This is a genomic window from Ruegeria sp. BB10 (assembly GCF_056535725.1).
In genome coordinates, this window is the sequence record NZ_JBQFIW010000001.1 from 2,744,178 (window position 1) to 2,765,627 (window position 21,450).

At 58.6% G+C, this 21,450-nt stretch carries 21 protein-coding genes and 1 riboswitch; of the genes, 7 read left to right on the forward strand and 14 right to left on the reverse strand.

Translation table 11 applies throughout. From position 1 onward, the window contains the following. Positions 1-48: 48 nt before the first annotated feature. From ACR3EP_RS14195 to ACR3EP_RS14210, 4 genes are all read right to left on the reverse strand, one after another. Positions 49-246, reverse strand: a complete 198-nt coding sequence (locus ACR3EP_RS14195) for a hypothetical protein (protein ID WP_170360986.1) — start codon at positions 244-246, stop codon at positions 49-51. A 195-nt stretch (positions 247-441) separates the two neighbouring features. After that, complete coding sequence (gene mutT / locus ACR3EP_RS14200) at positions 442-840, reverse strand: 8-oxo-dGTP diphosphatase MutT (RefSeq protein WP_170349603.1); 399 nt, start codon at positions 838-840, stop codon at positions 442-444. 55 nt (positions 841-895) lie between these two features. After that, positions 896-2,122 carry a bifunctional glutamate N-acetyltransferase/amino-acid acetyltransferase ArgJ gene (gene argJ / locus ACR3EP_RS14205; protein WP_480638422.1) on the reverse strand — a complete coding sequence of 409 codons (1,227 nt, stop codon included), beginning with the start codon at positions 2,120-2,122 and terminating at the stop codon, positions 896-898. A gap of 5 nt (positions 2,123-2,127) precedes the next feature. Beyond that, entirely contained in the window at positions 2,128-2,976 is an 849-nt protein-coding gene (locus ACR3EP_RS14210) for a peptidylprolyl isomerase (RefSeq protein ID WP_170349601.1), read from the reverse strand. 176 nt (positions 2,977-3,152) lie between these two features. Between ACR3EP_RS14210 and secA the strand changes: the two genes are divergently transcribed. The 3 genes from secA to ACR3EP_RS14225 all read left to right on the forward strand — a co-directional run bounded on the left by secA (position 3,153) and on the right by ACR3EP_RS14225 (position 8,476). Further along, positions 3,153-5,870 (forward strand): preprotein translocase subunit SecA, encoded by a 2,718-nt coding sequence (secA, locus tag ACR3EP_RS14215; RefSeq protein ID WP_480638424.1) that lies wholly within the window; start codon positions 3,153-3,155, stop codon positions 5,868-5,870. Between the two features lie 100 nt (positions 5,871-5,970). Then, positions 5,971-6,894 carry a hypothetical protein gene (locus ACR3EP_RS14220; RefSeq protein ID WP_480638426.1) on the forward strand — a complete coding sequence of 308 codons (924 nt, stop codon included), beginning with the start codon at positions 5,971-5,973 and terminating at the stop codon, positions 6,892-6,894. 25 nt (positions 6,895-6,919) lie between these two features. Next, the gene (locus ACR3EP_RS14225) at positions 6,920-8,476 is read left to right on the forward strand and encodes a phosphate ABC transporter substrate-binding/OmpA family protein (protein WP_480638427.1); all 1,557 of its coding nucleotides are present in this window, start codon (positions 6,920-6,922) and stop codon (positions 8,474-8,476) included. Between the two features lie 4 nt (positions 8,477-8,480). On the opposite strand, the gene radC is transcribed toward ACR3EP_RS14225, so the two are convergent. From radC to dnaK, 9 genes are all read right to left on the reverse strand, one after another. Further along, complete coding sequence (gene radC / locus ACR3EP_RS14230) at positions 8,481-9,236, reverse strand: RadC family protein (protein ID WP_058283296.1); 756 nt, start codon at positions 9,234-9,236, stop codon at positions 8,481-8,483. Positions 9,237-9,346: 110 nt separating this feature from the next. Beyond that, positions 9,347-10,309 carry a HesA/MoeB/ThiF family protein gene (locus tag ACR3EP_RS14235; protein ID WP_480638429.1) on the reverse strand — a complete coding sequence of 321 codons (963 nt, stop codon included), beginning with the start codon at positions 10,307-10,309 and terminating at the stop codon, positions 9,347-9,349. Further along, a complete protein-coding gene (locus tag ACR3EP_RS14240; RefSeq protein ID WP_480638430.1) occupies positions 10,306-10,902 on the reverse strand; it encodes a thiamine phosphate synthase in 597 nt (198 codons plus the stop codon). Before ACR3EP_RS14240 ends, ACR3EP_RS14235 begins: the two co-directional genes overlap by 4 nt. Next, positions 10,899-11,663: a thiazole synthase gene (locus tag ACR3EP_RS14245; protein ID WP_480638432.1), complete on the reverse strand. Its 765-nt coding sequence runs from the start codon at positions 11,661-11,663 to the stop codon at positions 10,899-10,901. The genes ACR3EP_RS14240 and ACR3EP_RS14245 overlap by 4 nt, the downstream gene beginning before the upstream one ends. A gap of 2 nt (positions 11,664-11,665) precedes the next feature. After that, positions 11,666-11,860: a sulfur carrier protein ThiS gene (thiS, locus tag ACR3EP_RS14250; RefSeq protein ID WP_170349593.1), complete on the reverse strand. Its 195-nt coding sequence runs from the start codon at positions 11,858-11,860 to the stop codon at positions 11,666-11,668. Next, a complete protein-coding gene (locus ACR3EP_RS14255) occupies positions 11,844-12,821 on the reverse strand; it encodes an FAD-dependent oxidoreductase (protein WP_480638433.1) in 978 nt (325 codons plus the stop codon). The genes thiS and ACR3EP_RS14255 overlap by 17 nt, the downstream gene beginning before the upstream one ends. Continuing rightward, entirely contained in the window at positions 12,818-13,621 is an 804-nt protein-coding gene (thiD, locus tag ACR3EP_RS14260; RefSeq protein WP_480638434.1) for a bifunctional hydroxymethylpyrimidine kinase/phosphomethylpyrimidine kinase, read from the reverse strand. Before thiD ends, ACR3EP_RS14255 begins: the two co-directional genes overlap by 4 nt. A 43-nt stretch (positions 13,622-13,664) precedes the next feature. Further along, positions 13,665-13,771, reverse strand: a riboswitch (TPP riboswitch). Positions 13,772-13,899: 128 nt separating this feature from the next. Further along, positions 13,900-15,054, reverse strand: a complete 1,155-nt coding sequence (gene dnaJ, locus ACR3EP_RS14265; RefSeq protein WP_170349590.1) for a molecular chaperone DnaJ — start codon at positions 15,052-15,054, stop codon at positions 13,900-13,902. A 74-nt stretch (positions 15,055-15,128) separates the two neighbouring features. Then, positions 15,129-17,036, reverse strand: a complete 1,908-nt coding sequence (gene dnaK, locus ACR3EP_RS14270; RefSeq protein WP_170349589.1) for a molecular chaperone DnaK — start codon at positions 17,034-17,036, stop codon at positions 15,129-15,131. Positions 17,037-17,248: 212 nt separating this feature from the next. Here dnaK and ACR3EP_RS14275 point away from each other — a divergent pair, with 212 nt between their 5' ends. Beyond that, positions 17,249-17,851: an alpha-ketoglutarate-dependent dioxygenase AlkB family protein gene (locus ACR3EP_RS14275; RefSeq protein ID WP_480638436.1), complete on the forward strand. Its 603-nt coding sequence runs from the start codon at positions 17,249-17,251 to the stop codon at positions 17,849-17,851. Here ACR3EP_RS14275 and ACR3EP_RS14280 read toward each other — a convergent pair. Then, complete coding sequence (locus ACR3EP_RS14280) at positions 17,848-18,669, reverse strand: ABC transporter permease (protein WP_170349587.1); 822 nt, start codon at positions 18,667-18,669, stop codon at positions 17,848-17,850. The genes ACR3EP_RS14275 and ACR3EP_RS14280 overlap by 4 nt on opposite strands. 122 nt (positions 18,670-18,791) lie before the next feature. Between ACR3EP_RS14280 and cysQ the strand changes: the two genes are divergently transcribed. The 3 genes from cysQ (at position 18,792) to galE (ending at position 21,443) form a co-directional block, all read left to right on the forward strand. Further along, positions 18,792-19,589: a 3'(2'),5'-bisphosphate nucleotidase CysQ gene (gene cysQ / locus ACR3EP_RS14285; protein ID WP_480638438.1), complete on the forward strand. Its 798-nt coding sequence runs from the start codon at positions 18,792-18,794 to the stop codon at positions 19,587-19,589. Continuing rightward, positions 19,589-20,389, forward strand: coding sequence for a 3-deoxy-manno-octulosonate cytidylyltransferase (locus ACR3EP_RS14290; RefSeq protein ID WP_480638440.1), 801 nt, complete (start codon positions 19,589-19,591; stop codon positions 20,387-20,389). Before cysQ ends, ACR3EP_RS14290 begins: the two co-directional genes overlap by 1 nt. 70 nt (positions 20,390-20,459) lie before the next feature. Beyond that, positions 20,460-21,443 carry a UDP-glucose 4-epimerase GalE gene (galE, locus tag ACR3EP_RS14295; RefSeq protein WP_170349584.1) on the forward strand — a complete coding sequence of 328 codons (984 nt, stop codon included), beginning with the start codon at positions 20,460-20,462 and terminating at the stop codon, positions 21,441-21,443. The last annotated feature ends 7 nt before the right edge of the window (positions 21,444-21,450 follow it).

The following is a 21,450-nucleotide window of genomic DNA, read 5'->3' on the forward strand; positions in this document are numbered from 1 at the left end:
TTCTGGATTACCACTTAAGACACGGCGCGTTGGGCGCTGGTAAAAAATTCAGAAAATCGCGTGTTGATGAAGGCCGACAACAACAAAGGCCGACGCCGCAATGACCAATGCAGACGCGAAATACTTGAAACTTAGCTGTTTCTTTTCAGGCTTCATCGTCCATGTCGCCCATTTGTTTTGCAATTCATTGTTGGTGGAACTTGTATCGCTTTTCATAACATCACCAATCCGATCTGCGCCATTCAATCTGCGTAGCCGCCCCTGACCTTATCATTGAGTAATTCTGCAGACAGGCACCATTAGGTGTTTTCGACTCGCCGTAAGCTAACAGAGTTTGCATCAACAATATTAAATACAGAAGCAACGCGTTGTTCACATTGCATTCACATTCTCTTGGTTGAAAACGGAACTGATTTCGTTCCGACGTCCAATCTGACGGATTTACAGCCAGTCCCGCAAAATTGGGATCAGCGGCACATCTGCTGCAGGCATCGGGTAGTTTCGCAGCTCATTCGCGCGCACCCATTTCAGTGCCTGCCCTTCTTTAGACTGCGGGATCCCCTCCCACTTGCGGCAGGCAAACAAGGGCATCAACAGGTGAAAATCGTCATAGCTGTGACTGGCGAAGGTCAGCGGGGCAAGGCAGGAGGCCCAGGTGTCGATGCCCAGCTCCTCATGCAATTCGCGGATCAAGGCGGCTTCGGGCGTTTCTCCGGCTTCGATCTTGCCGCCGGGGAACTCCCACAAGCCCGCCATGGATTTGCCTTCCGGGCGCTGCGCCAGCAACACCCGGCCCTCGATGTCGATCAGGGCGACGGCAGACACTAATACGGTTTTCATGGTCGCAATCCCGGACGCAAAACCGGGCTCCACTTTTGCTGGAATTGCTCCGGTTTCACGAGCGATAATCCGCGTTGATCTCGATATACCCGTGGGTCAGATCGCAGGTCCAAACGGTGGACTTACCTTCGCCCAGCCCCAGGTCGACCGAGATCACCAGATCCTGACCTTTCATATAGGCGGCGGCGGCGTCCTCGCTGTAATCGGGGCTGACCCAGCCTTTCTCGGCCACCAGAATGTCACCGAAAGAAATGCTCAGCAGGTCCCGATCCGCCGCGGCACCCGATTTTCCGATGGCCATAACAACGCGGCCCCAGTTCGGGTCCTCGCCCGCAATTGCGGTTTTGACCAGTGGGGAATTGGCGATGGCCAACCCATGCACCTTGGCATCTGCGTCCGAGGTGGCCCCGGTCACGCGGATTTCCACGAACTTTGTCGCACCTTCTCCGTCGCGCACCACTTGCTGCGCCAAGTCCAGCATCACGCCTTCCAGTGCCTCGGCGAAGGCGGCATTGCCCGTCGCATCCACGCCTGACGCCCCGGTCGCGCACAGCAACAGGCTGTCCGAAGTTGAGGTATCGCTATCCACCGTGATGCAGTTGAATGTCCGGTCCGTCTGCGCGCCTAGCAGCGCCTGCAGCGCCGACTGTTCGACCTGCGCATCTGTGAAAATGTAAACCAGCATCGTCGCCATATCCGGGGCGATCATGCCTGATCCCTTTGCAATTCCCGCAATAGAGACTGTTTTTCCATCAATCTCGACCTGCGCGCAGGATCCTTTCGGGAACGTGTCCGTGGTCATGATCGCGCGCGCCGCATCCTCGACCTCGTGACGGCTGAGGCCCGCTTTCAGAGCCTCAAGCTGCGCTACGATGCGATCATGAGGCAGCGGCTCACCAATTACGCCGGTGGACGAGGTAAAGACCCGTTCGACCGGAACACCGGTGGCCTTGGAAACTGCCTGCGTCACCTCGGCCACCGAGGTCTGACCATAGTGGCCGGTAAAGGCATTGGCATTACCCGAATTCACCAGGATCGCCGCTGGCCCGTCACTGGCACCGCCGATCTTGTCCTGACAGTCCAGAACCGGGGCCGCGCGTGTGGCGGACCGGGTGAACACCCCGGCCACCGAGGTGCCGGGGTCCATCACCGCCAGCATAACATCAGTACGGCCCTGATAACGCACACCGGCCTCGACCGTGGCGAACCGCACACCGTCAATCGCGGGCAAATCGGGAAAGGCCGCCGGGGCCAGCGGGGATACCTTGGTGATCGTGGCCACGGGGGTTACTCCTGAAGCAGTTCGATCTGACGCAGCGCCTCGGGGCCAGCACCCTCGGGGGCGGGGCGGTCGATGTCGGCCTCGCGGGTCAACTCGTCGATCCGCGCCTGAATGACGCCCTGTTGCAGGGTCTGGGTCAACTCGGCCCGTACCTGTTCCAATTCAGGCGCTTCGGTTTTGCGCTTGTCGTTCAGGGTGACCAGATGCCAGCCGAACTGAGTTTTCACCGGCTCGGAAATCTGGCCTTTGTCCAGCGCGATCACTGCCGCCTCAAATTCCGGGACCATCTGACCGGGTCCGAACCAGCCCAGCTCACCCCCGTTCGGGCCCGACGGGCCGGTGGAGTGTTCTTTGGCCATCTCGGCAAAATCGGCGCCGTCATCCAGCTGTGCCTTAATTTCTTTGGCTTTGTCTTCCGTTTCCACCAGAATATGGCTGGCGTTGAACTCGTCCGAACCTTCGAAATCTGCATACTGGGCGTCATAGGCGTCTTGTATCACATCGTCGGTCAGGTTTTCGTCGATCAACGCATCCACCGCCTGCACCGCCCGCATGGATCGCGTCTCGTTTTCCAAGGCCAGAGTGTTCAGTTTGCTCAAAGCGTCCTGCTGCTGGCTCAACAATTGTTGCTGGATCAGCTGATCCAGAATCAGATCATACAGAACATCGTCTTCGATCTGCTGGTACTGCTCGGGCAGCGCGGCTGCGGTGGCAATGATGTGACCCAATGTGATTTCATCACCGTTCACACGAGCGACCACGGTGGCGGCATCAGGTTTGGTTTCGGCGGCCAATGGCAGGGCCATCACAGCAGCAAGCGCCAACGATGGCAGAAAAGTGAGGCCTTTGGGCATGGAATCATCCTATTTCTTTGCCGCGACAGGGCGCAGCGTTGACACTCTGGGACCTGCCGCTTACATCGCTTTGAAGCCTTGGACAGGGCCGCCTTTCACCCCCCGTATCTATGGGTTGCGCGCAAGGTGGGCAAGCCTGTCGCAACCACGATAAGAACAGATCCGCTGGAGTGAACATGCTGGGACTCGGAACGCTCGCCAAAAAGGTGTTCGGAACACCGAACGACCGCAAGATTAAGGCGACCCGCCCGTTGGTCGAGAGAATCAACTCGCTGGAGCCAGAGTTCGAGAAACTGTCCGATGACGGCCTGATCGAAAAAACCGCCGAGCTGCGCAAACGCGCACTGGACGGGGAAAGCCTGGATGACCTGCTGCCCGAAGCCTTTGCCAACGTCCGCGAGGGCGCCAAACGCGCGCTGGGTCTGCGCGCCTTTGACGTGCAGCTGATGGGCGGCGCGTTCCTGCATCAAGGCAACATCTCGGAAATGAAGACCGGTGAAGGCAAGACGCTGGTCGCCACCTTCCCCGCCTATCTGAATGCGCTGACCGGCAAGGGCGTTCACGTGGTCACGGTGAACGAATATCTGGCCAAGCGCGACTCGGAATGGATGGGCAAGGTGTTTGCCTCCGTGGGCATGACCACCGGCGTGATCTGGTCGGGCCAACCCGACGCCGAAAAGAAAGCGGCCTATGCCTGTGACGTAACCTATGCCACCAATAATGAGCTGGGTTTCGACTATCTGCGCGACAATATGAAGGCCGAGCTGGACCAGATTTACCAGAAATACCACAATTTCGCGATTGTGGATGAGGTCGACTCGATCCTGATCGACGAGGCGCGGACGCCGCTGATCATCTCGGGGCCGTCGCAGGACCGTTCGGATCTGTATACCGCCATTGATGGATTGATCCCCTCGTTGCAGGACGATCACTATACGCTGGACGAAAAGTCCCGCAATGTGACCTTCACCGATGAGGGCAACGAGTTTCTGGAACAGCAGCTGATTGCTGCGGGGCTGATCCCCGAAGGGCATTCGCTGTATGATCCCGAAAGCACAACCGTGGTGCACCACGTCAACCAGGGTCTGCGCGCGCACAAGCTGTTCACGCGCGACAAGGACTATATCGTCCGTGACGGCGATGTCGTGCTGATCGACGAATTCACCGGCCGGATGATGCCGGGCCGCCGCCTGTCCGAAGGTCTGCATCAGGCCATCGAAGCCAAAGAAGGTGTGCAGATTCAGCCGGAAAACGTGACGCTGGCCAGTGTGACTTTCCAAAACTATTTCCGCCTGTACGACAAGCTGGGCGGCATGACTGGCACCGCACTGACCGAGGCCGAAGAATTCGCTGAAATCTACGGTTTGGGCGTAGTCGAGGTTCCGACCAACAAACCGATTGCCCGTTTGGACGAAGACGATCAGGTCTATCGCACCGCCGGTGAGAAATACGGCGCGATGATCGAACAGACCAAAGAGGCGCAGGAAAAGGGCCAGCCGGTCCTCCTGGGCACCACGTCGATCGAGAAATCCGAACTGCTCAGCCAGTTGCTGCAAAAGGAAGGCATTGCACACAATGTTCTGAACGCCCGCCAGCACGAGCAAGAGGCGCAGATCGTCGCCGATGCCGGCCGTCTGGGTGCGGTGACTATCGCCACCAACATGGCTGGCCGCGGCACCGATATTCAGCTGGGCGGCAATGTGGAAATGAAAGTTTTGCAGGCACTGGCCGAAAACCCCGAGGCCGACCCGGCCCAGCTGCGTGCCGCTGAAGAATCCCGCCATGCCGAGGAAAAGGAAAAGGTTCTGGCAGCCGGTGGTCTTTATGTGATGGCGTCCGAGCGTCACGAAAGCCGCCGCATCGACAACCAGCTTCGTGGCCGTTCGGGCCGTCAGGGCGATCCGGGCCGCACCGTGTTTTACCTGAGCCTCGAAGACGACCTGATGCGAATCTTTGGGTCAGAACGGCTCGATAAGGTGCTGACCACCCTGGGCATGAAAGAAGGCGAAGCCATCGTCCACCCCTGGGTGAACAAGTCACTGGAGCGGGCACAGTCCAAGGTCGAAGGCCGCAACTTTGACATGCGCAAGAACGTCCTGAAATTTGACGACGTGATGAACGACCAGCGGAAGGTAGTGTTCAGCCAACGGCGTGAGATCATGTCTTCGGACGACCTGTCCGAAATCGTCTCGGATATGCGCGAACAGGTGATCGACGATCTGATCGACGAACACATGCCGCCAAAATCCTATGCCGATCAATGGGACACTGACGGTCTGCACGAGGCGGTCAAGGATAAGCTGACCATCGACGCCCCTGTACAGGACTGGGCCGCCGAAGAAGGCGTGGATGACGAGCAGGTACGCGAACGTCTGATCAACGCCGCAGACGAGATGATGGCGCAGAAAGCGGCGGCCTTTGGTCCCGAAAACATGCGCAACATCGAAAAACAGGTGCTGTTGAACACCATCGACGGTAAATGGCGCGAGCATCTGTTGACGCTGGAACATCTGCGCTCGGTCGTTGGGTTCCGCGGCTATGCCCAGCGCGATCCGCTGAACGAATACAAGAACGAGAGCTTCCAGCTGTTCGAGTCGATGCTCGATAGCCTGCGTGAGACCGTGACTCAGCAATTGTCACGCGTGCGCCCACTGTCTGAAGAAGAGCAGCGGGAAATGCTGGCGCAGATGCAAGCACAACAGGCTCAGGCACAGCAGCAGGTCGAACAAGCGACCGAACGGGCCGAAGCGGTAGCCGAGGCCGAAGCCTCGGGCGATCCGCGTCCCGGCTTTGTCGAGGATGATCCAAGCACCTGGGGCAACCCGTCGCGCAATGACCGTTGCCCCTGTGGATCGGGCAAAAAATTCAAACACTGCCACGGGCGCCTGACCTAACGTCAGCGTAATTCAGACACATTGAGTCCCCCTCACGGCCACATATTGGCCGTGATTCAGAATCAATATGCGACTCGCTCCTTCAACTGGGGAGGGTGTCTTGTTTGTAATAAAGAACTACGTGACCACCGGCGGCACAGTCGTTTGCGCGCTGGCAATTGGTTACCTGATGCAAAATGGATTTCCTGCGTGGTCTGACGACGTGCAGGGCACTGAACTTGCGGCCGCTGATCAAGGTGCCGGTATTCCCGGGCTGGAGGACATCGTCTTGACCTCCTCGACCCCCGCCCAGGAAACGGTTCGCGCCATCCCTTCAGCACAACGAGTTGAGACTCCCAGCCGGTCAACCCCCTCTGATCACGCTGATTGTAGCCTTAGTGCCCGCGCACGCGCCGTGCCCGGTGCTGCCGCGCGCCTGATCATCAAGGCCCCCTGCCACGGTAATGAACGGATCGAGGTGCATCACAGTGGACTGACCGTAACCCAGCAGACAGACGCCAATGGCACGCTGGACCTGACCATACCGGCCTTGTCGGAATACGCGATCTTCCTGATCTCACTTGGCGATCAGAAAGGGACCGTAGCCACCACTCACGTTCCCGACATCAGCCAGTATGCCCGCGTTGTACTACAATGGCAGGGCACGACCGAGCTGCAGATCCACGCGCTGGAATTTGGGGCCAGCTATGGGGATGCAGGTCATGTTTCGGCTCAGTCTGACTCGCAAGGCGCAGGCAGTGTCGTTCAGCTAACGCAACCGACCTTCAGCGATGCGCGCAACCTCGAGATCTATTCCTTTCCCGCCGCGCAATCGGATCAATCGGGCTCGATCGAATTGACGGTCGAGGCTGAGGTGACATCAGAAAATTGCGGCTCGGACCTGCACGTCCAGTCGCTGGAGTTGCGCGAAGACCGGAAACTGCGGCCGCGCGAATTAACGCTGAACTTTCCAGACTGCTCCAAAACAGGTGAGTTTCTGGTGTTGAATAATCTGTTCCAAAACCTGACAATCGCGGCAAATTAAAACCGCAGGCAGGCTCGAACTTCCTATGACATTTCTTCGTGTAGCGGCGGTCGCACTGTTTTCGGCAACACTTTCCTCAGCCGTTCAGGCGCAGGATATCACGCTCACCTCTCATGACGGCAAGGTCGAGGTGACAGGCACCCTGCTTGGCTTTGACGGAGAGTTCTACCGCGTCGACACCCAATTTGGTGAGCTGACGGTGGATGGCTCGGGCGTGACCTGCGATGGCCCTGCCTGCCCCAACCTGACCGATTTCGTGGGCGAACTGAGGTTTTCAGGTTCTTCCGTCATGGCCGAGAAGGTGTTGTCTGCCCTGTTGATGAGCTTTGCCGAACAGGAAGGGCTGTCAGTCACGTCCCGTCAGCCCGCTCCGGACAGTTTGATATACGAGCTTCATCAGGATGGGCGCGACGCGCCGCTGGGCCGATTCTATTTCGATATCGGCAATACCGGTCAGGGCTTTGCCGATCTGATCGCGGATCAGACCGACATTGTCATGGCTTTGCGCGAAATCCGCCCGTCAGAGCAAGAGGCTGCCGAGGCCGCTGGTTTGGGCGATTTGACCCACGCACGCCGGTCGCGGGTTATTGCGTTGGATGCGTTGGTGCCCATCGTGGCGCCGGACAATCCCGTGCCCCAAATCTCTCCGGCGGATCTTGCCTTGGTGTTTTCTGGCGCGATTGACAATTGGTCCGCCTTGGGTGGACCCGACGCACCAATTGCGCTGCACCTGCCCGACGTCGGATCAGGTCTGGCACAAGGGGTCGAGGATCAACTGCTTTCACCCGCCAGTATCGATCTGTCTGATGCCGTTATCCGGCATAAGCGCAGCAGCGATCTGGTTCAAAAGGTCATCAAGGACCCTTTTGCCATCGGCATCGCTAGCCAGGCCGAGGCTGACGCGGCCCGCGCACTGCCCCTGACCGGTGGATGTGGTCACGTGTTGATGGCCACCCGGCAGACGATCAAGACCGAGGACTACCCGCTGACCTCACCCATGTTCCTGTACCTCCCCAAGCGCCGCCTGCCCCGTATTGCCCGGCAGTTTCTGGCCTATACCCAAGGCGACGCAGCCCAAAAGGCGATCCGCAATGCGGGTTTTGTCGATCAGGAACCCGAGATGATGCGGATCGGACTGCAGGGCGATCGTCTGGCCAATGCGGTGGCCTCGGGTGGCCCCGAGGTTGGGTTGGAGGAATTGCAGCGTATGGTCGATACCCTCAGACCCATGTCCCGGTTGTCGCTATCGGTCAGGTTCGAGGCAGGCTCGTCCCGCCCCGACGCACAATCACGGTCGAACATCCAGCATTTGGCCCAACAGCTTGAGGCCGGGACGCTGAATGCGCGCAAGCTGGTGTTCGTTGGTTTCAGCGACGGCGACGGAGCCGCGACTGAAAATAAGCGAATCGCCTTGCTGCGCGCCAAAACCGTGCGCAATGCGGTGTTGGCGGCGGTGGAAACTGCCATTCCCGATAGTGTTGAATTGCAAGTCGATGCGTTTGGTGAGGCGATGCCGATGGCTTGCGACGACACCGAATGGGGCCGAAAGATCAACCGCCGGGTCGAGATCTGGGTTCAGTAACTCGCTACAGATATCCCTGCGACCGAAAGCTCAGCTCATTCGATTTGCCGATGATCAGATGATCATGCAGCGTCAGCCCCAGGGCCAGACATGCGTCCTGTATCCGGTTGGTCATGTCGATATCTGATTGCGACGGGGTCGGATCGCCCGAAGGGTGATTGTGTACCAGGATCAAGGCTGACGCATTCAATTCCAACGCCCGTTTCGCAACCTCGCGCGGATAGACGGGTACGTGATCGACGGTGCCCTTGGCCTGTTCCTCATCCGCGATTAACACGTTCTTGCGATCCAGATAGAACACCCGGAACTGCTCCGTCTCGCGATGGGCCATCGTGGTGTGACAATAGTCCAGCAGTGCATCCCAACCTGAAATCACGTGCCGCTGCATCACCCGCGCGCGGGCCATGCGATGGGCGCAGGCCTCAAGTATCTTCAGATCGGTGATCACCGTGTCACCAACGCCCTTGATCTGACGCAGCCGTTCCTCGGGCGCGGTCAGAACCCGGTTGAAATCCCCAAACGTGTCCATCAGCGCCCGTGCCAGCGGCTTTACATCCTGCCGCGGGATTGAACGGAACAGCACCAGTTCCAACAGTTCATAATCCGGCATCGCCGCCGATCCGCCTGACATGAACCGTTCCCGCAGGCGTTTCCGGTGGTCTTTGATGTAGGACGGTAACCGACCCGAGGGCAGGGGCGCCACCGGGGCTTCGTCACTTTCAAACAGCATCGGGGCTTCGGCAAAGGCGTCCTGAGTCATGCGTTCAGATTTGCGCAGAATCGGTTTCCGAAAGGTTAACGCGCCCAAACGACCCTAGACCCCTTTGGTCGATAGTCACCGGTTTCCACTTACCTCGTGAATCAATTCACTCATGTAGTTGAGGCTGCAACCAGGACAATTTCACCGGACCAATCCGATTGAATTTGCTCAGCCGCCCGCCATGCGCGCAATCCGCTAGAGCAACAAAGCGCAAGTCTTTTTCCTTTGTTAGGCTCTGTTTTCAGGGATTCAACAATGTCCCGACGTGCCCTGCTGTGAAGAAGTTCGGGGGCCTCGTCCCGGGTGCGCAGTTCAATGATCACATCATCTTCGGTCAATTGGCTGGCGGAAAGAAATCGAAAGTGGTGCGCCGGTTCCGGTGCGCCGTCAAATCTGAATGTGCTGTTGCGCAGCGTGCGGGCGTCAAACTGTACCAACTGTCCCAAAGGCGAGGGGTCCAGGCCAAGGATCACGCCCAGCGCCATTTGCGCCTGCAAGGCACCTATAACCCCAACGACAGGGCCCAGCACGCCGGCCGTTGCACAGCTCGCGCCGCTATCCGGTGCATCCGGAAACACCGCACGCAAGGACGGCGCGCCAGCACAAAACCCACCGACATAGCCGGTCAGCCCCAATACGGATGCGCTGATCAGCGGCTTGCCCTGCAACAAACAGGTATCCGACAAGATATAGCTGGCCGCATAACTGTCCGCGCAGTCCAGAACAATGTCAGAGCTGCGAACAAAATTTAACACATTCTGGTTTGTTAGAGCCTGATACTCAGCCATTACGGTGATGTCACCATTCAGCGCCCGGCAGCGTTCTGCGGCGACTTTGGCCTTGGCGCGCCCACAGTCGGATTCAGCGAACAATGTCTGCCGGTGCAGGTTCGATAGCGCGATCTGATCCCGGTCCAAGATGGTTATATGCCCAACCCCGGCCCCGGCCAACAAGGGTAAGACCGGAGAGGCTAATCCGCCCGCGCCCACCACCAGAACCCGCGCTGCTGACAGGCGGGTCTGGCCTGCCGATCCAACCTCGGGCAGGATTATCTGGCGGGCATAGCGGCTCATCTCGTGACCTCGATCCATTCGCGAACACGGGTTTCTGGATCGGAATTCAGCGTGATGTCCGTGACGACCGAGACGATGTCCGCCCCCGCCTGCAAGACGCCCGGCGCCCGCTCAACGCTCACGCCGCCAATCGCGACCAGAGGGATATCCCCCACCCGTGCCTTCCATTCGGTGACGCGTGGCAGGCCCTGCTGTTCCCATTTCATTTTTTTCAGGATCGTCGGATAGACCGGGCCCAAAGCCACATAATCCGGGTCCATGGTCAGGACTCGCTCTAATTCATCATCATCGTGGGTGGAGACACCCAGTTTCAGCCCCGCCTTGCGGATGGCTTTCAGATCGGCCTCGTCCAGATCCTCTTGCCCGAGATGAATCCACTCACAACCAGCGTCGATAGCCGCCTGCCAATGATCATTGACCACCAGCACGGTGCCGTGGGCACGGCATAGTTCCAACGATTGGGCGATCTGTTCCCGTATGATCACATCAAGCTGATCCTTGATCCGCAGTTGCACCAGCTTCACACCCAAGGGCAGCATCCGGCGCAACCAGTCAGTGTGGTCGAAGATCGGGTAAAATCGGTCTAACATCATAATAAGAAGGCCTTTCCGATTACCGGAGTTGATGGTTCGGCCATATCTCGCGCCTCGATCGGGTCGGCTTGATGCGCCAGTTGCCCGGCCTGAATCGCCAGCATCATTGCGCGGGCCATGGCCACAGGGTTTCCGGCCCGTGCAACAGCGGTATTCAGCAGAACGGCGTCATAACCCAACTCCATCGCCTGCGAAGCGTGACTGGGCAGGCCGATCCCGGCATCCACAACCAATGGAACATTGGGGAACTCGGCCCGCATCGCGCGCAGAGCATATTCATTGTTCAGCCCGCGCCCCGACCCGATGGGTGCACCCCAAGGCATCAGCACCTCGCACCCGGCGGCCAGCAGACGCTCGCCCACGATCAGGTCGTCGGTGGTGTAGGGGAATACGTGAAACCCGTCCTCGGTCAGTATGCGCGCGGCCTCGACCAGTTGAAACACATCTGGCTGCAAACTGTCAGTGTGGCCGATCAGTTCCAGCTTGATCCAATTAGTGTCAAACACCTCACGCGCCATATGGGCGGTGGTTACGGCTTCTTTGACCGTGTGGCACCCAGCGGTGTTTGGCAGGATCAGCACGCCCAGCTCGCGGATCATCTGCCAGAAGGTCTGCCCAGCCCCGGATTCACGGCGCAAGGACACTGTAGCAACACCCGCGCCGCTCTCGCGAAACGCCTGTTCCAAAATAGCGGGGCTTGGATATTGCGCCGTTCCCAACATCAGCGGATTAGGCAGCTGATTTCCGTAGAAGGTCTTCATCCTCAGCCTCCCTGCATCGGCGCGACGACTTCAACCCGGTCGCCATCGGTCAACTTTTGAGCAATGCGCAGACCCGAGGGCACAAAGTCTTCGTTTACAGCTGTCGCCACCCTCCCCGAGAACCCGCATTCGACCAACAGGTCCGAGAGGATTTCGGCGCGCACCTCGCGCGATTCACCATTAAGCACGATCTTCATCGACCATCTCCGAATGTTTGTTGTTCAACGCCAGATCGGCCACTCCCTGCGCCAGCGCTGGGGCCAGCAGATAGCCATGGCGGTACAGTCCGTTGGCATAAATCGTATGCCCCAGCCGCCGGATGCGGGGCAGGTTGTCGGGAAAAGCCGGGCGCAGATCGACACCGATCTCAAGCACCTCGGCCTCGCCAAAGGCGGGGTTCAGCGCATAGGCGGCGCTGAGCAGTTCCAGCATGGATCGGGCCGTGATGCGGCTGCTGTCTTCGCTTTCGATCATCGTTGCGCCCAGCATGTAGACACCATCCCCACGCGGCACGATGTACAGCGGCATCCTTGGATGCAGTAGACGTACAGGTCGCGTCAGGGTCACGTCAGGGCAGCGGATCACCAACATCTCTCCCTTGACGCCGCGCAGGTCGTGCAAAACCTCACGCGCGTGCAGACCGCGGCAATCGATTGCATTCTCCAGCTGGGTCGGGGCCAGTTTCCGGTGGAAGCCTACCCCTTGGTCCAGCAATTGGCGGTACAGATCCCGCAGCGCCTGTCGCGGGTTCAGATGAGCCTCATCCGTGAAATGAAGACCTTTGGTGAAACTGGTTAAATCAGGCTCTAAACTGACAATTTCAGCCTGACTAATCTCGGTACCCCCCCCGGTCCGACGAGCGAACCGACGCAAATCCGGCAGATCACGCGGGTTGGCAACAACCAGCGTGCCACGTTGTTCCACCCGAGTACGCGTAGACCACCACTCGAACGCAGCCATGCCCAGCCGCAACACAGGTTCTTCGGCGTTTTCAAACTCGCACCACGGGGCCAGCATACCGCCAGCCCACCAAGAACACCCATGCGGGCCAGGTGGACCACTGGGATCAAAGATCTGAACCTTGGCCCCGCGCGACACTAGCTCGCTGGCTACGGCCAGCCCGGCCACACCGGCCCCTATGACCGACCAGACCGTCACGCGGGCCAGACCCGATGGAAATGATGAACCGGGCCATGCCCCTGTCCGACCATCAGACTGTCAGCTTTAGCAATGGCCCCTTGCAGATACTCATGCGCCTGCGCGACCGCGTCGGTCAGGCCCAGCCCTCGCGCCAGCCCGGCTGCTATCGAAGACGACAGGGTGCAACCGGTGCCATGCGTGTTGCGCGTATTGCGCCGAGTGGCGTTGAATTCTGCCACAACTCCCGAGGGATCAATCAACACATCGTGGCAAACGTCGCCGCGCCCATGTCCGCCTTTCATCAATACCGAGCGCGCGCCCAGCCCGCACAGCGCCATCCCCTGCGCGATCATCTGATCGGGGGATTCGGCGTCCGAGGTGCCCAGCAAACAAGCGGCCTCGGGTAAGTTCGGGGTCAGCATGGTCGCTCGGGGCATAAGAACATCACGCAGGGTCTGAACGGCACCCTGTGCCAGCAAGGCATCGCCAGATTTGGAGATCATCACCGGGTCCAAAACGACGGGGCCATCATACCCAGCGATGGCCCCGGCAACGGTTTGAATAATTTCAGGGGTCGCAAGCATGCCGATCTTGATCGCGCCTACATCCAGGTCGGTCAGCACCGCCTCGATCTGAGCGGCCACTACGTTGAGCGGTATGCCATGCACTGCGGTCACAGCCCGCGTGTTCTGCGCCGTGACCGCCGTGATCACGCTGGCCCCATACACGCCCAACGCAGACATCGCCTTGAGATCGGCCTGAATCCCGGCCCCACCACCACTGTCCGAGCCCGCAATTGTCAGGGCAATATGCGCCATATCGTTGCTCCATCATCAGGGGGCAACGCAGCATGGAAAACGTCTGTGTGTGTAGACCGTTCCCTACGCCGGTATTGCCCGGATCAGGTTCGATGGGTTAGCGCATTCACGCCTCTCAGCCCCTTGATCAGGGCACCCCAACGGTTGGCGCGACAATCTCAGGGGATGTGGCAAGATTCAAGAGCCAAATTTCGCGAAGTTCATGGACAAACTGGACCTATAAAACGAAATAAGCCGACCCAAGGGGATCGGCCTTTTAGCAACTTGGTGGAGTGATCTTAGCCCTTCATCCCATCCCAAAAGGATTTGACGGATGAGAAAAAACTTTTTGATTCCGGGTGGTTATCCTCACCCAAATCGTCGAACTCTTTCAGCAGTTCTTTTTGGCGACTGGTCAGGTTGACCGGCGTTTCCACCGCCAGTTCGATGAACATGTCACCCACACCGCCGCCACGCAGGGCGGGCATGCCTTTGCCGCGCAGGCGCATCTGACGGCCCGATTGGCTGCCTGCTGGTATTTGCACGCGGCCGCGGCCACCATCGATGGTTGGCACTTCGATCGAACCGCCCAGCGCAGCCTTGGCCATGCTGACCGGGACGCGGCAATAGAGGTTCACACTGTCGCGTTCGAACAGCTTGTGATCCGAAACTTCGACAAAGATATACAGATCGCCCGGAGGGCCACCGCGCATCCCAGCTTCACCCTCACCCGCCAGGCGGATGCGGGTTCCGGTCTCGACACCGGCGGGGATGTTGACGGACAGCGCACGCTCTTTTTCCACGCGGCCTGCACCGCCACAGGCTTTACAGGGGTTCTTGATGATCTGACCCAGACCCGAACAGGTCGGGCAGGATCGTTCGACGGTAAAGAAACCCTGCTGTGCACGCACCTTGCCCATGCCCGAACAGGTTGGACAGGTGGTTGGCTCCACTCCGCCTTCTGCACCCGATCCGTCACAGGCCGAACAGGCCACGGCAGCAGGAACACTGATGGTTTTCTGCAGGCCCGCGAACGCCTCTTCCAGCGTCACGCGCAGGTTATAGCGCAGGTCCGATCCGCGCGCCGCACGGCGCCCGCCACCGGGGCCGCCACGCTGACCGCCCATGAAATCGCCGAACAGATCGTCGAACACGTCTGAGAACGCGCTGGAGAAATCACCCTGACCAAAGCCGCCACCGGGACGGCCACCACCACCGCCCATACCGTTTTCAAAGGCGGCGTGACCAAAGCGATCATAGGCGGCCTTTTTGTCGGCGTCGCGCAGAACATCATAAGCCTCGTTGGCTTCTTTGAACTGCGACTCGGCATCCGGGTTGTCTTTGTTGCGATCGGGATGCAACTCTTTGGCTTTCTTGCGAAAACCCTTTTTGATTTCATCCGCTGATGCGCCCTTTGATACGCCGAGCACATCGTAGTAGTCGCGTTTTGACATCAGTATTTCCTTCAGCCTCAACGTATTTGGGCCGGCCCGGCAACCGGACCGGCCCACATTGGCCCGGTTACCCGTTAGTTACGCTTGTCGTCGTCCAGATCTTCGAACTCGGCGTCAACAATGTCGTCCTCACCCGGCGCAGCATCTGCCGCCGCAGGCTCATCCTCACCTTCTTCGGCTTGCGCCTTATAGATGGCTTCGCCCAGCTTCATGGCCGCTTCGGTGACGTTCTGGATGCCCGACTTGATCTTGTCGGCATTCTCGGTCTCCAGCTCGTCCTTCAGCGCGGCAATTGCCAGCTCGATGGCTTCGATGGTGGTCGGGTCGACTTTGTCGGCATGCTCTTCCATCGACTTTTCGGTCGAGTGGATGAGGCTTTCCGCCTGGTTCTTGGCGTCGACCAGCTCGCGGCGTTCCTTGTCGGCTTCCGCGTTCTCTTCGGCGTCCTTGACCATCTTGTCGATGTCTTCATCCGACAGACCGCCCGAGGCCTGGATGGTGATCTTCTGCTCTTTGCCGGTGCCTTTGTCCTTGGCCGAAACCGAGACAATGCCGTTGGCGTCGATATCAAAAGTCACCTCGATCTGAGGCATGCCGCGCGGTGCAGGCGGGATATCTTCGAGGTTGAACTGACCCAGGATCTTGTTGTCCGCAGCCATTTCACGCTCACCCTGGAACACGCGGATGGTTACGGCGTTCTGGTTGTCTTCGGCGGTCGAGAAGACCTGAGACTTTTTGGTCGGGATCGTGGTGTTGCGATCGATCAGGCGGGTGAACACGCCACCCAGCGTTTCGATACCCAGCGACAGCGGGGTCACGTCCAGCAGAACAACGTCTTTGACGTCGCCCTGCAGAACACCGGCCTGGATGGCGGCGCCCATGGCAACCACTTCGTCCGGGTTCACACCCTTGTGCGGCTCTTTCCCGAAAAACTTGGTGACCTCTTCGATCACTTTCGGCATCCGGGTCATACCACCGACCAGAACAACTTCGTCAATGTCGCCAGCCGACAGACCAGCGTCTTTTAGAGCGGCCTGGCAGGGCTTCATCGACTTTTTGATCAGGTCCGAAACCAGCGATTCCAGCTTGGCACGGGTCAGTTTCATGACCATGTGCAGCGGCTGACCGTTCGAACCCATCGAGATGAACGGCTGGTTGATTTCGGTTTGCGAAGTCGAAGACAGCTCAATCTTGGCTTTCTCAGCAGCTTCTTTCAGACGCTGCAGCGCCATCTTGTCTTGCGACAGGTCGACACCGTGTTCCTTTTTGAACTCATCCGCCAGGTAGTTGACGATGCGCATGTCAAAGTCTTCACCACCCAGGAAGGTGTCACCGTTGGTCGATTTGACCTCGAACAGGCCGTCGTCGATTTCCAGAATGGTCACGTCGAAAGTACCGCCACCAAGGTCATAGACCGCGATGGTTTGAGTTTCTTCTTTGTCCAGACCATAGGCCAGCGCAGCCGCTGTCGGTTCGTTGATGATCCGCAGCACTTCCAGACCGGCGATTTTACCGGCGTCTTTGGTGGCCTGACGCTGTGCGTCGTTGAAATATGCAGGAACGGTGATCACGGCTTGCGTGACTTCCTCACCCAGATAGCTCTCGGCGGTTTCCTTCATCTTGCCCAGAGTGAAGGCCGAGATCTGGCTTGGGGAGTACTTTTCACCGCGGGCTTCAACCCACGCGTCGCCATTGCCGCCATCGACGATGGCGTACGGCACCATTTTCTTGTCTTTTTCGACTTCTGCATCATCCACACGACGACCGATCAGACGCTTAACACCAAAGATCGTGTTGTCGGGGTTGGTGACCGCCTGGCGTTTTGCAGGCTGACCGACCAGTCGCTCATCTTCGGTGAAGGCGACGATCGAGGGCGTGGTCCGCGCCCCTTCGGCGTTTTCGATGACCTTCGGCTGCGAGCCGTCCATGATGGCCACGCACGAGTTGGTGGTTCCGAGGTCAATCCCGATTACTTTTCCCATATGTTCAATCCCTTTCTCTTCAAGGCGATGTCCCGAGGTCCGAACCCGTTATGGCACCCGGCCCCGATCTGATGTGCGCAACAGCCCTACACCATCGCGCGTCCCGGCGTATATAAGGGCGGGATCAGAGGCCTGCAAGCGTTGTAAAACGCAGGTTTTCGGGAATCTGTGGCCTTTTTGGCAAGGTTTTGGCAAGGATCGGGGATTCTCGGATGGCGCGGCTGCTTTTACGCGGTTTTGATATCAGGAAAGCCTGGCTGGACGGGCCCGCGCAGGAGCGGCTGATCGACAGCCTGCGGCCGATTCTGAAATCGGCCCCTTTGTTCCGGCCGGTCACGCCATCGGGTAAGGAAATGTCCGTGCGTATGACGTCGGCCGGATCACTGGGCTGGGTCACCGACAAGACGGGATACCGATATCAGGCGCAACACCCCAAAGGCGCGGTTTGGCCCGCGATCCCGGATCAGATTCTTGATATCTGGCGCGACCTTGCCAGCGCGGATCGCGATCCTGATTGCTGTTTGATCAACTACTACGGCGAAGGGGCCCGGATGGGGTTGCATCAGGACAAGGACGAGGCCGATTTTTCCTGGCCGGTCCTGTCGATCTCACTGGGGGATGATGCCCTGTTCCGCATCGGCAACCAGACACGCGGCGGCAAGACCGAATCCATCTGGCTGAATTCGGGTGATGTGGTGATCATGGGCGGGCCCGCCCGGCTGACCTATCACGGCGTCGACCGCATCCGGTTCGGATCATCAAAACTGTTGCCCAAGGGTGGTCGGATCAACCTGACGCTGCGTGTGGCACGTTAGCGGCGCGCCTCCCAGCTTTGGGACACATGCTGACGGGAAAAGAAAATTCCCAACAAGCCGATCAGCAACAAGATCAGCCCCACCCAAAGCGCGTATTCCCAGCTGGTATTGCGAGGAAAATAATTGCGGAAAAGAAAACCGCGGCACTGATCGATGACGTGAAACAGGGGGTTCCAAGTGAACATGGCCAACGTGGCACCGCCCAGCGCATTCGCCACGAACATTTTACCCGAAAAGATCATGTTCAAGCGCCGGTAGATATTGGTCAGGACTGTCACAAAAGTGGGAAACCACGGTCGCAGAGCCATGAAGACGACGCCAATCGCGCAGCCAACAAACCAGCTCAGGATCAACATGCCAAAAGCGCCGCCCGGTTCCTGAATTTCAATTGGCGCGACTGCTACACTGTAAATAAAGAGGATCACGATGATTGTCACAATCTGCGTGTAAAGCGCCCCAAAAGCGGTGGCCAACAGGACGACAACCATGTTCATCGGCGAATGCAGCATCATCGGGTTGTTGCCGGTCCCGACCCCCGCTACCGCGCTGACGGATTTGATATGGGTGATGAACAGAAACACGCCCGACAGCAGAAACAGGACAAATTCGCCGCGGATTCTTGCAATACGTGGTCCCAGGAAAGACAGGATCGTATATAACACCAAAACTAGGGCCAGAACCTGCAAGATGTTGATGATTATGGCCACGACCGCGTTGTGATGCTGGGACCGTATGCTGCGAACAACGGCGTGGAAAATCAGCTCGGCCGTTGTGAACGCGCCGCCCAGTAAGGACTGGTTTCGCTTGAAATAATACACCCGAAGCGTCTTTCCCGTTTTTTCGCCTGCAATCTGTCACGAAATTCTTGCCGTTTCGTAACCGGCACATCATAAGGCCGTCAGGCTATTCGATCAACAAATCACAGGAACGGAGCTTTTTTGTGACCTACGACGCCCTCATTCCCGTCATTCGACGGCTGGCCCTGGAAGCCGGTGACAAGATCATGGAGATCTACAATTCGGATGATTTCGACGTAAAGGTCAAATCCGATTCCAGCCCGGTGACCGAAGCAGACGAAGCTGCCGATGCCTCGATTTCGGCCGGTCTGCGCGATGCCTTCCCGGATATTCTGCTGGTGACCGAGGAACAGTCCGCATCGCATTCAGAAAAGGGTGACACATTCCTGATTGTTGATCCTTTGGACGGCACCAAGGAATTTATCAACCGGCGCGGCGATTTCACGGTGAATATTGCGTTGGTCGAAAACGGCGTTCCAACCCGTGGCGTGGTTTATGCGCCTGCAAAGGGCCGCATGTTTTATACACAGGCCGATGGTCAGTCGGTTGAAGAGACCGGAGCATTGGACAAAGCCCAGGCTGGGGAGGTGACTTCCATATCAGTGTCTAATCCGGACAATTCAGCGCTTATGATCGTGGCGTCGAAATCGCACCGCGATCAGGCCACCGAGGATTACATCAACAAATATCAGGTGAAGGACAGCAAGAGCGCGGGCTCATCCCTGAAATTCTGTTTGGTGGCCACGGGCGAGGCAGATCTTTACCCCCGCGTTGGCCGCACGATGGAATGGGACACAGCTGCGGGCCATGCCGTGCTGGCCGGTGCGGGCGGCAACGTGGTGCGATTTGATAATCATTCACCGCTGACCTATGGCAAGGACGGCTATGCAAACCCGTTCTTTATCGCCTACGCTCCGGGTGTTGACCTGAAGGAGGCCTGATGTCCGTTCTGATCGCCATTCCCGCCCGCTATGCCTCGACCCGCTATCCGGGCAAACCGCTGGTTCCGCTGACCGGCGCCAATGGCACCGCGATGACGTTGATCGAGCGGTCCTGGCGCGCGGCCTGTTCGGTGTCGGGCGTCGACAAGGTGGTCGTTGCCACCGATGACGACCGCATCCGCGAAGTGGCCGAAGGGTTCGGGGCCGAGGTGGTGATGACCTCGGAAAGCTGCGGCAATGGCACCGAACGCTGCGCTGAGACCCATGCCAACCTTGGCGCTGGCTATGACATCGTGGTGAATCTGCAAGGCGACGCGCCGCTGACACCGCATTGGTTTGTCGAAGACCTGATCGCTGGCCTGCGCGCCGCGCCCGGGGCGGGCGTCGCCACACCCGTGCTGCGCTGCGATGGTGACGCGCTGAACAGCCTGCTGAACGACCGCAAGCAAGGGCGAGTTGGCGGCACCACCGCCGTCTTCGCCGCGGATCACAGCGCCATGTATTTCTCAAAAGAAGTCGTCCCGTTCACCGCCGAGACCTACGCAGGCGAAGAAGAGACCCCGGTTTTCCACCATGTCGGCGTCTACGCCTATCGCCCCGATGCTTTGGCCGCCTATTCCACCTGGCCGGTGGGCCCGCTGGAACAGCTGGAAGGGCTTGAACAGCTGCGGTTTATGGAAAATGGCCGCAAAGTTCTGTGCGTCGAGGTTGAGGCCAAAGGCCGCCAATTCTGGGAGCTGAACAACCCACAGGACGTTCCCAAGCTTGAGGAAATGATGGCCGCGATGGGGTTGGATTGAGCCATTTTCCCCCTGACCTGGACACACCTGTTGGCATAGCAGGGCACAAACTTCTTTGTCTGGAAGACAGATGACCAATATTCTTGTAACCGGCGGAGCTGGATATATCGGATCGCATGCCTGCAAGGCGCTGGCGCAGGCGGGCTATACACCCGTGACTTATGACAACCTGATCACCGGCTGGCAGGACGCGGTGAAATTCGGACCGTTCGAACAGGGCGATCTGCTGGATCGCGCTCGGTTGGATGAGGTCTTCGCCAAATACCAGCCCGCCGCCGTAATGCACTTCGCCGCCCTCAGTCAGGTGGGCGAGGCGATGTCCCAGCCCGGCAGATATTGGACCAACAATGTCACCGGATCACTGAACCTGATCGAGGCAGCCGTGGCAGCCGGTTGCCTGAACTTTGTGTTCTCATCAACCTGCGCCACCTATGGCGAGCATGACAATGTGGTACTGGATGAAGACACACCGCAACTGCCGCTGAACGCTTATGGTGCCTCAAAGCGGGCCATCGAAGATATCCTGCATGATTTCGAGGCCGCATATGGCCTGAACCACGTGATCTTCCGCTATTTCAACGTGGCCGGTGCCGACCCCGAGGGTGAAGTGGGGGAATTCCACCGTCCCGAAACTCATCTGGTGCCGCTGATGCTGGACGCCATTGACGGCAAGCGCGACGGGCTGACTGTGTTCGGCACCGATTACGACACGCCCGACGGTACCTGCATCCGCGACTATGTGCATGTCTGTGATCTGGTCGATGCCCATGTTCTGGGGTTGAACTGGCTGGAACAGGGCAAGGGTAGTCGGGTTTTCAACCTTGGCACCGGATCGGGCTTTTCGGTGATGGAGGTGATCGACCATTCCAAAGCCGTCACCAACCGCGAGGTGCCCTATTCCATCGGCCCCCGCCGCGCTGGCGATTGCACCAAGCTTGTTTCAGGCTCGGTCCGCGCGGGGCAAGAGCTTGGTTGGACCCCAAAAAGATCAACGTTAGAGACGATGATCAGTGATGCCTGGCGCTGGCATCAGAACGGCAATTACGAAAAGTGAGCCATAG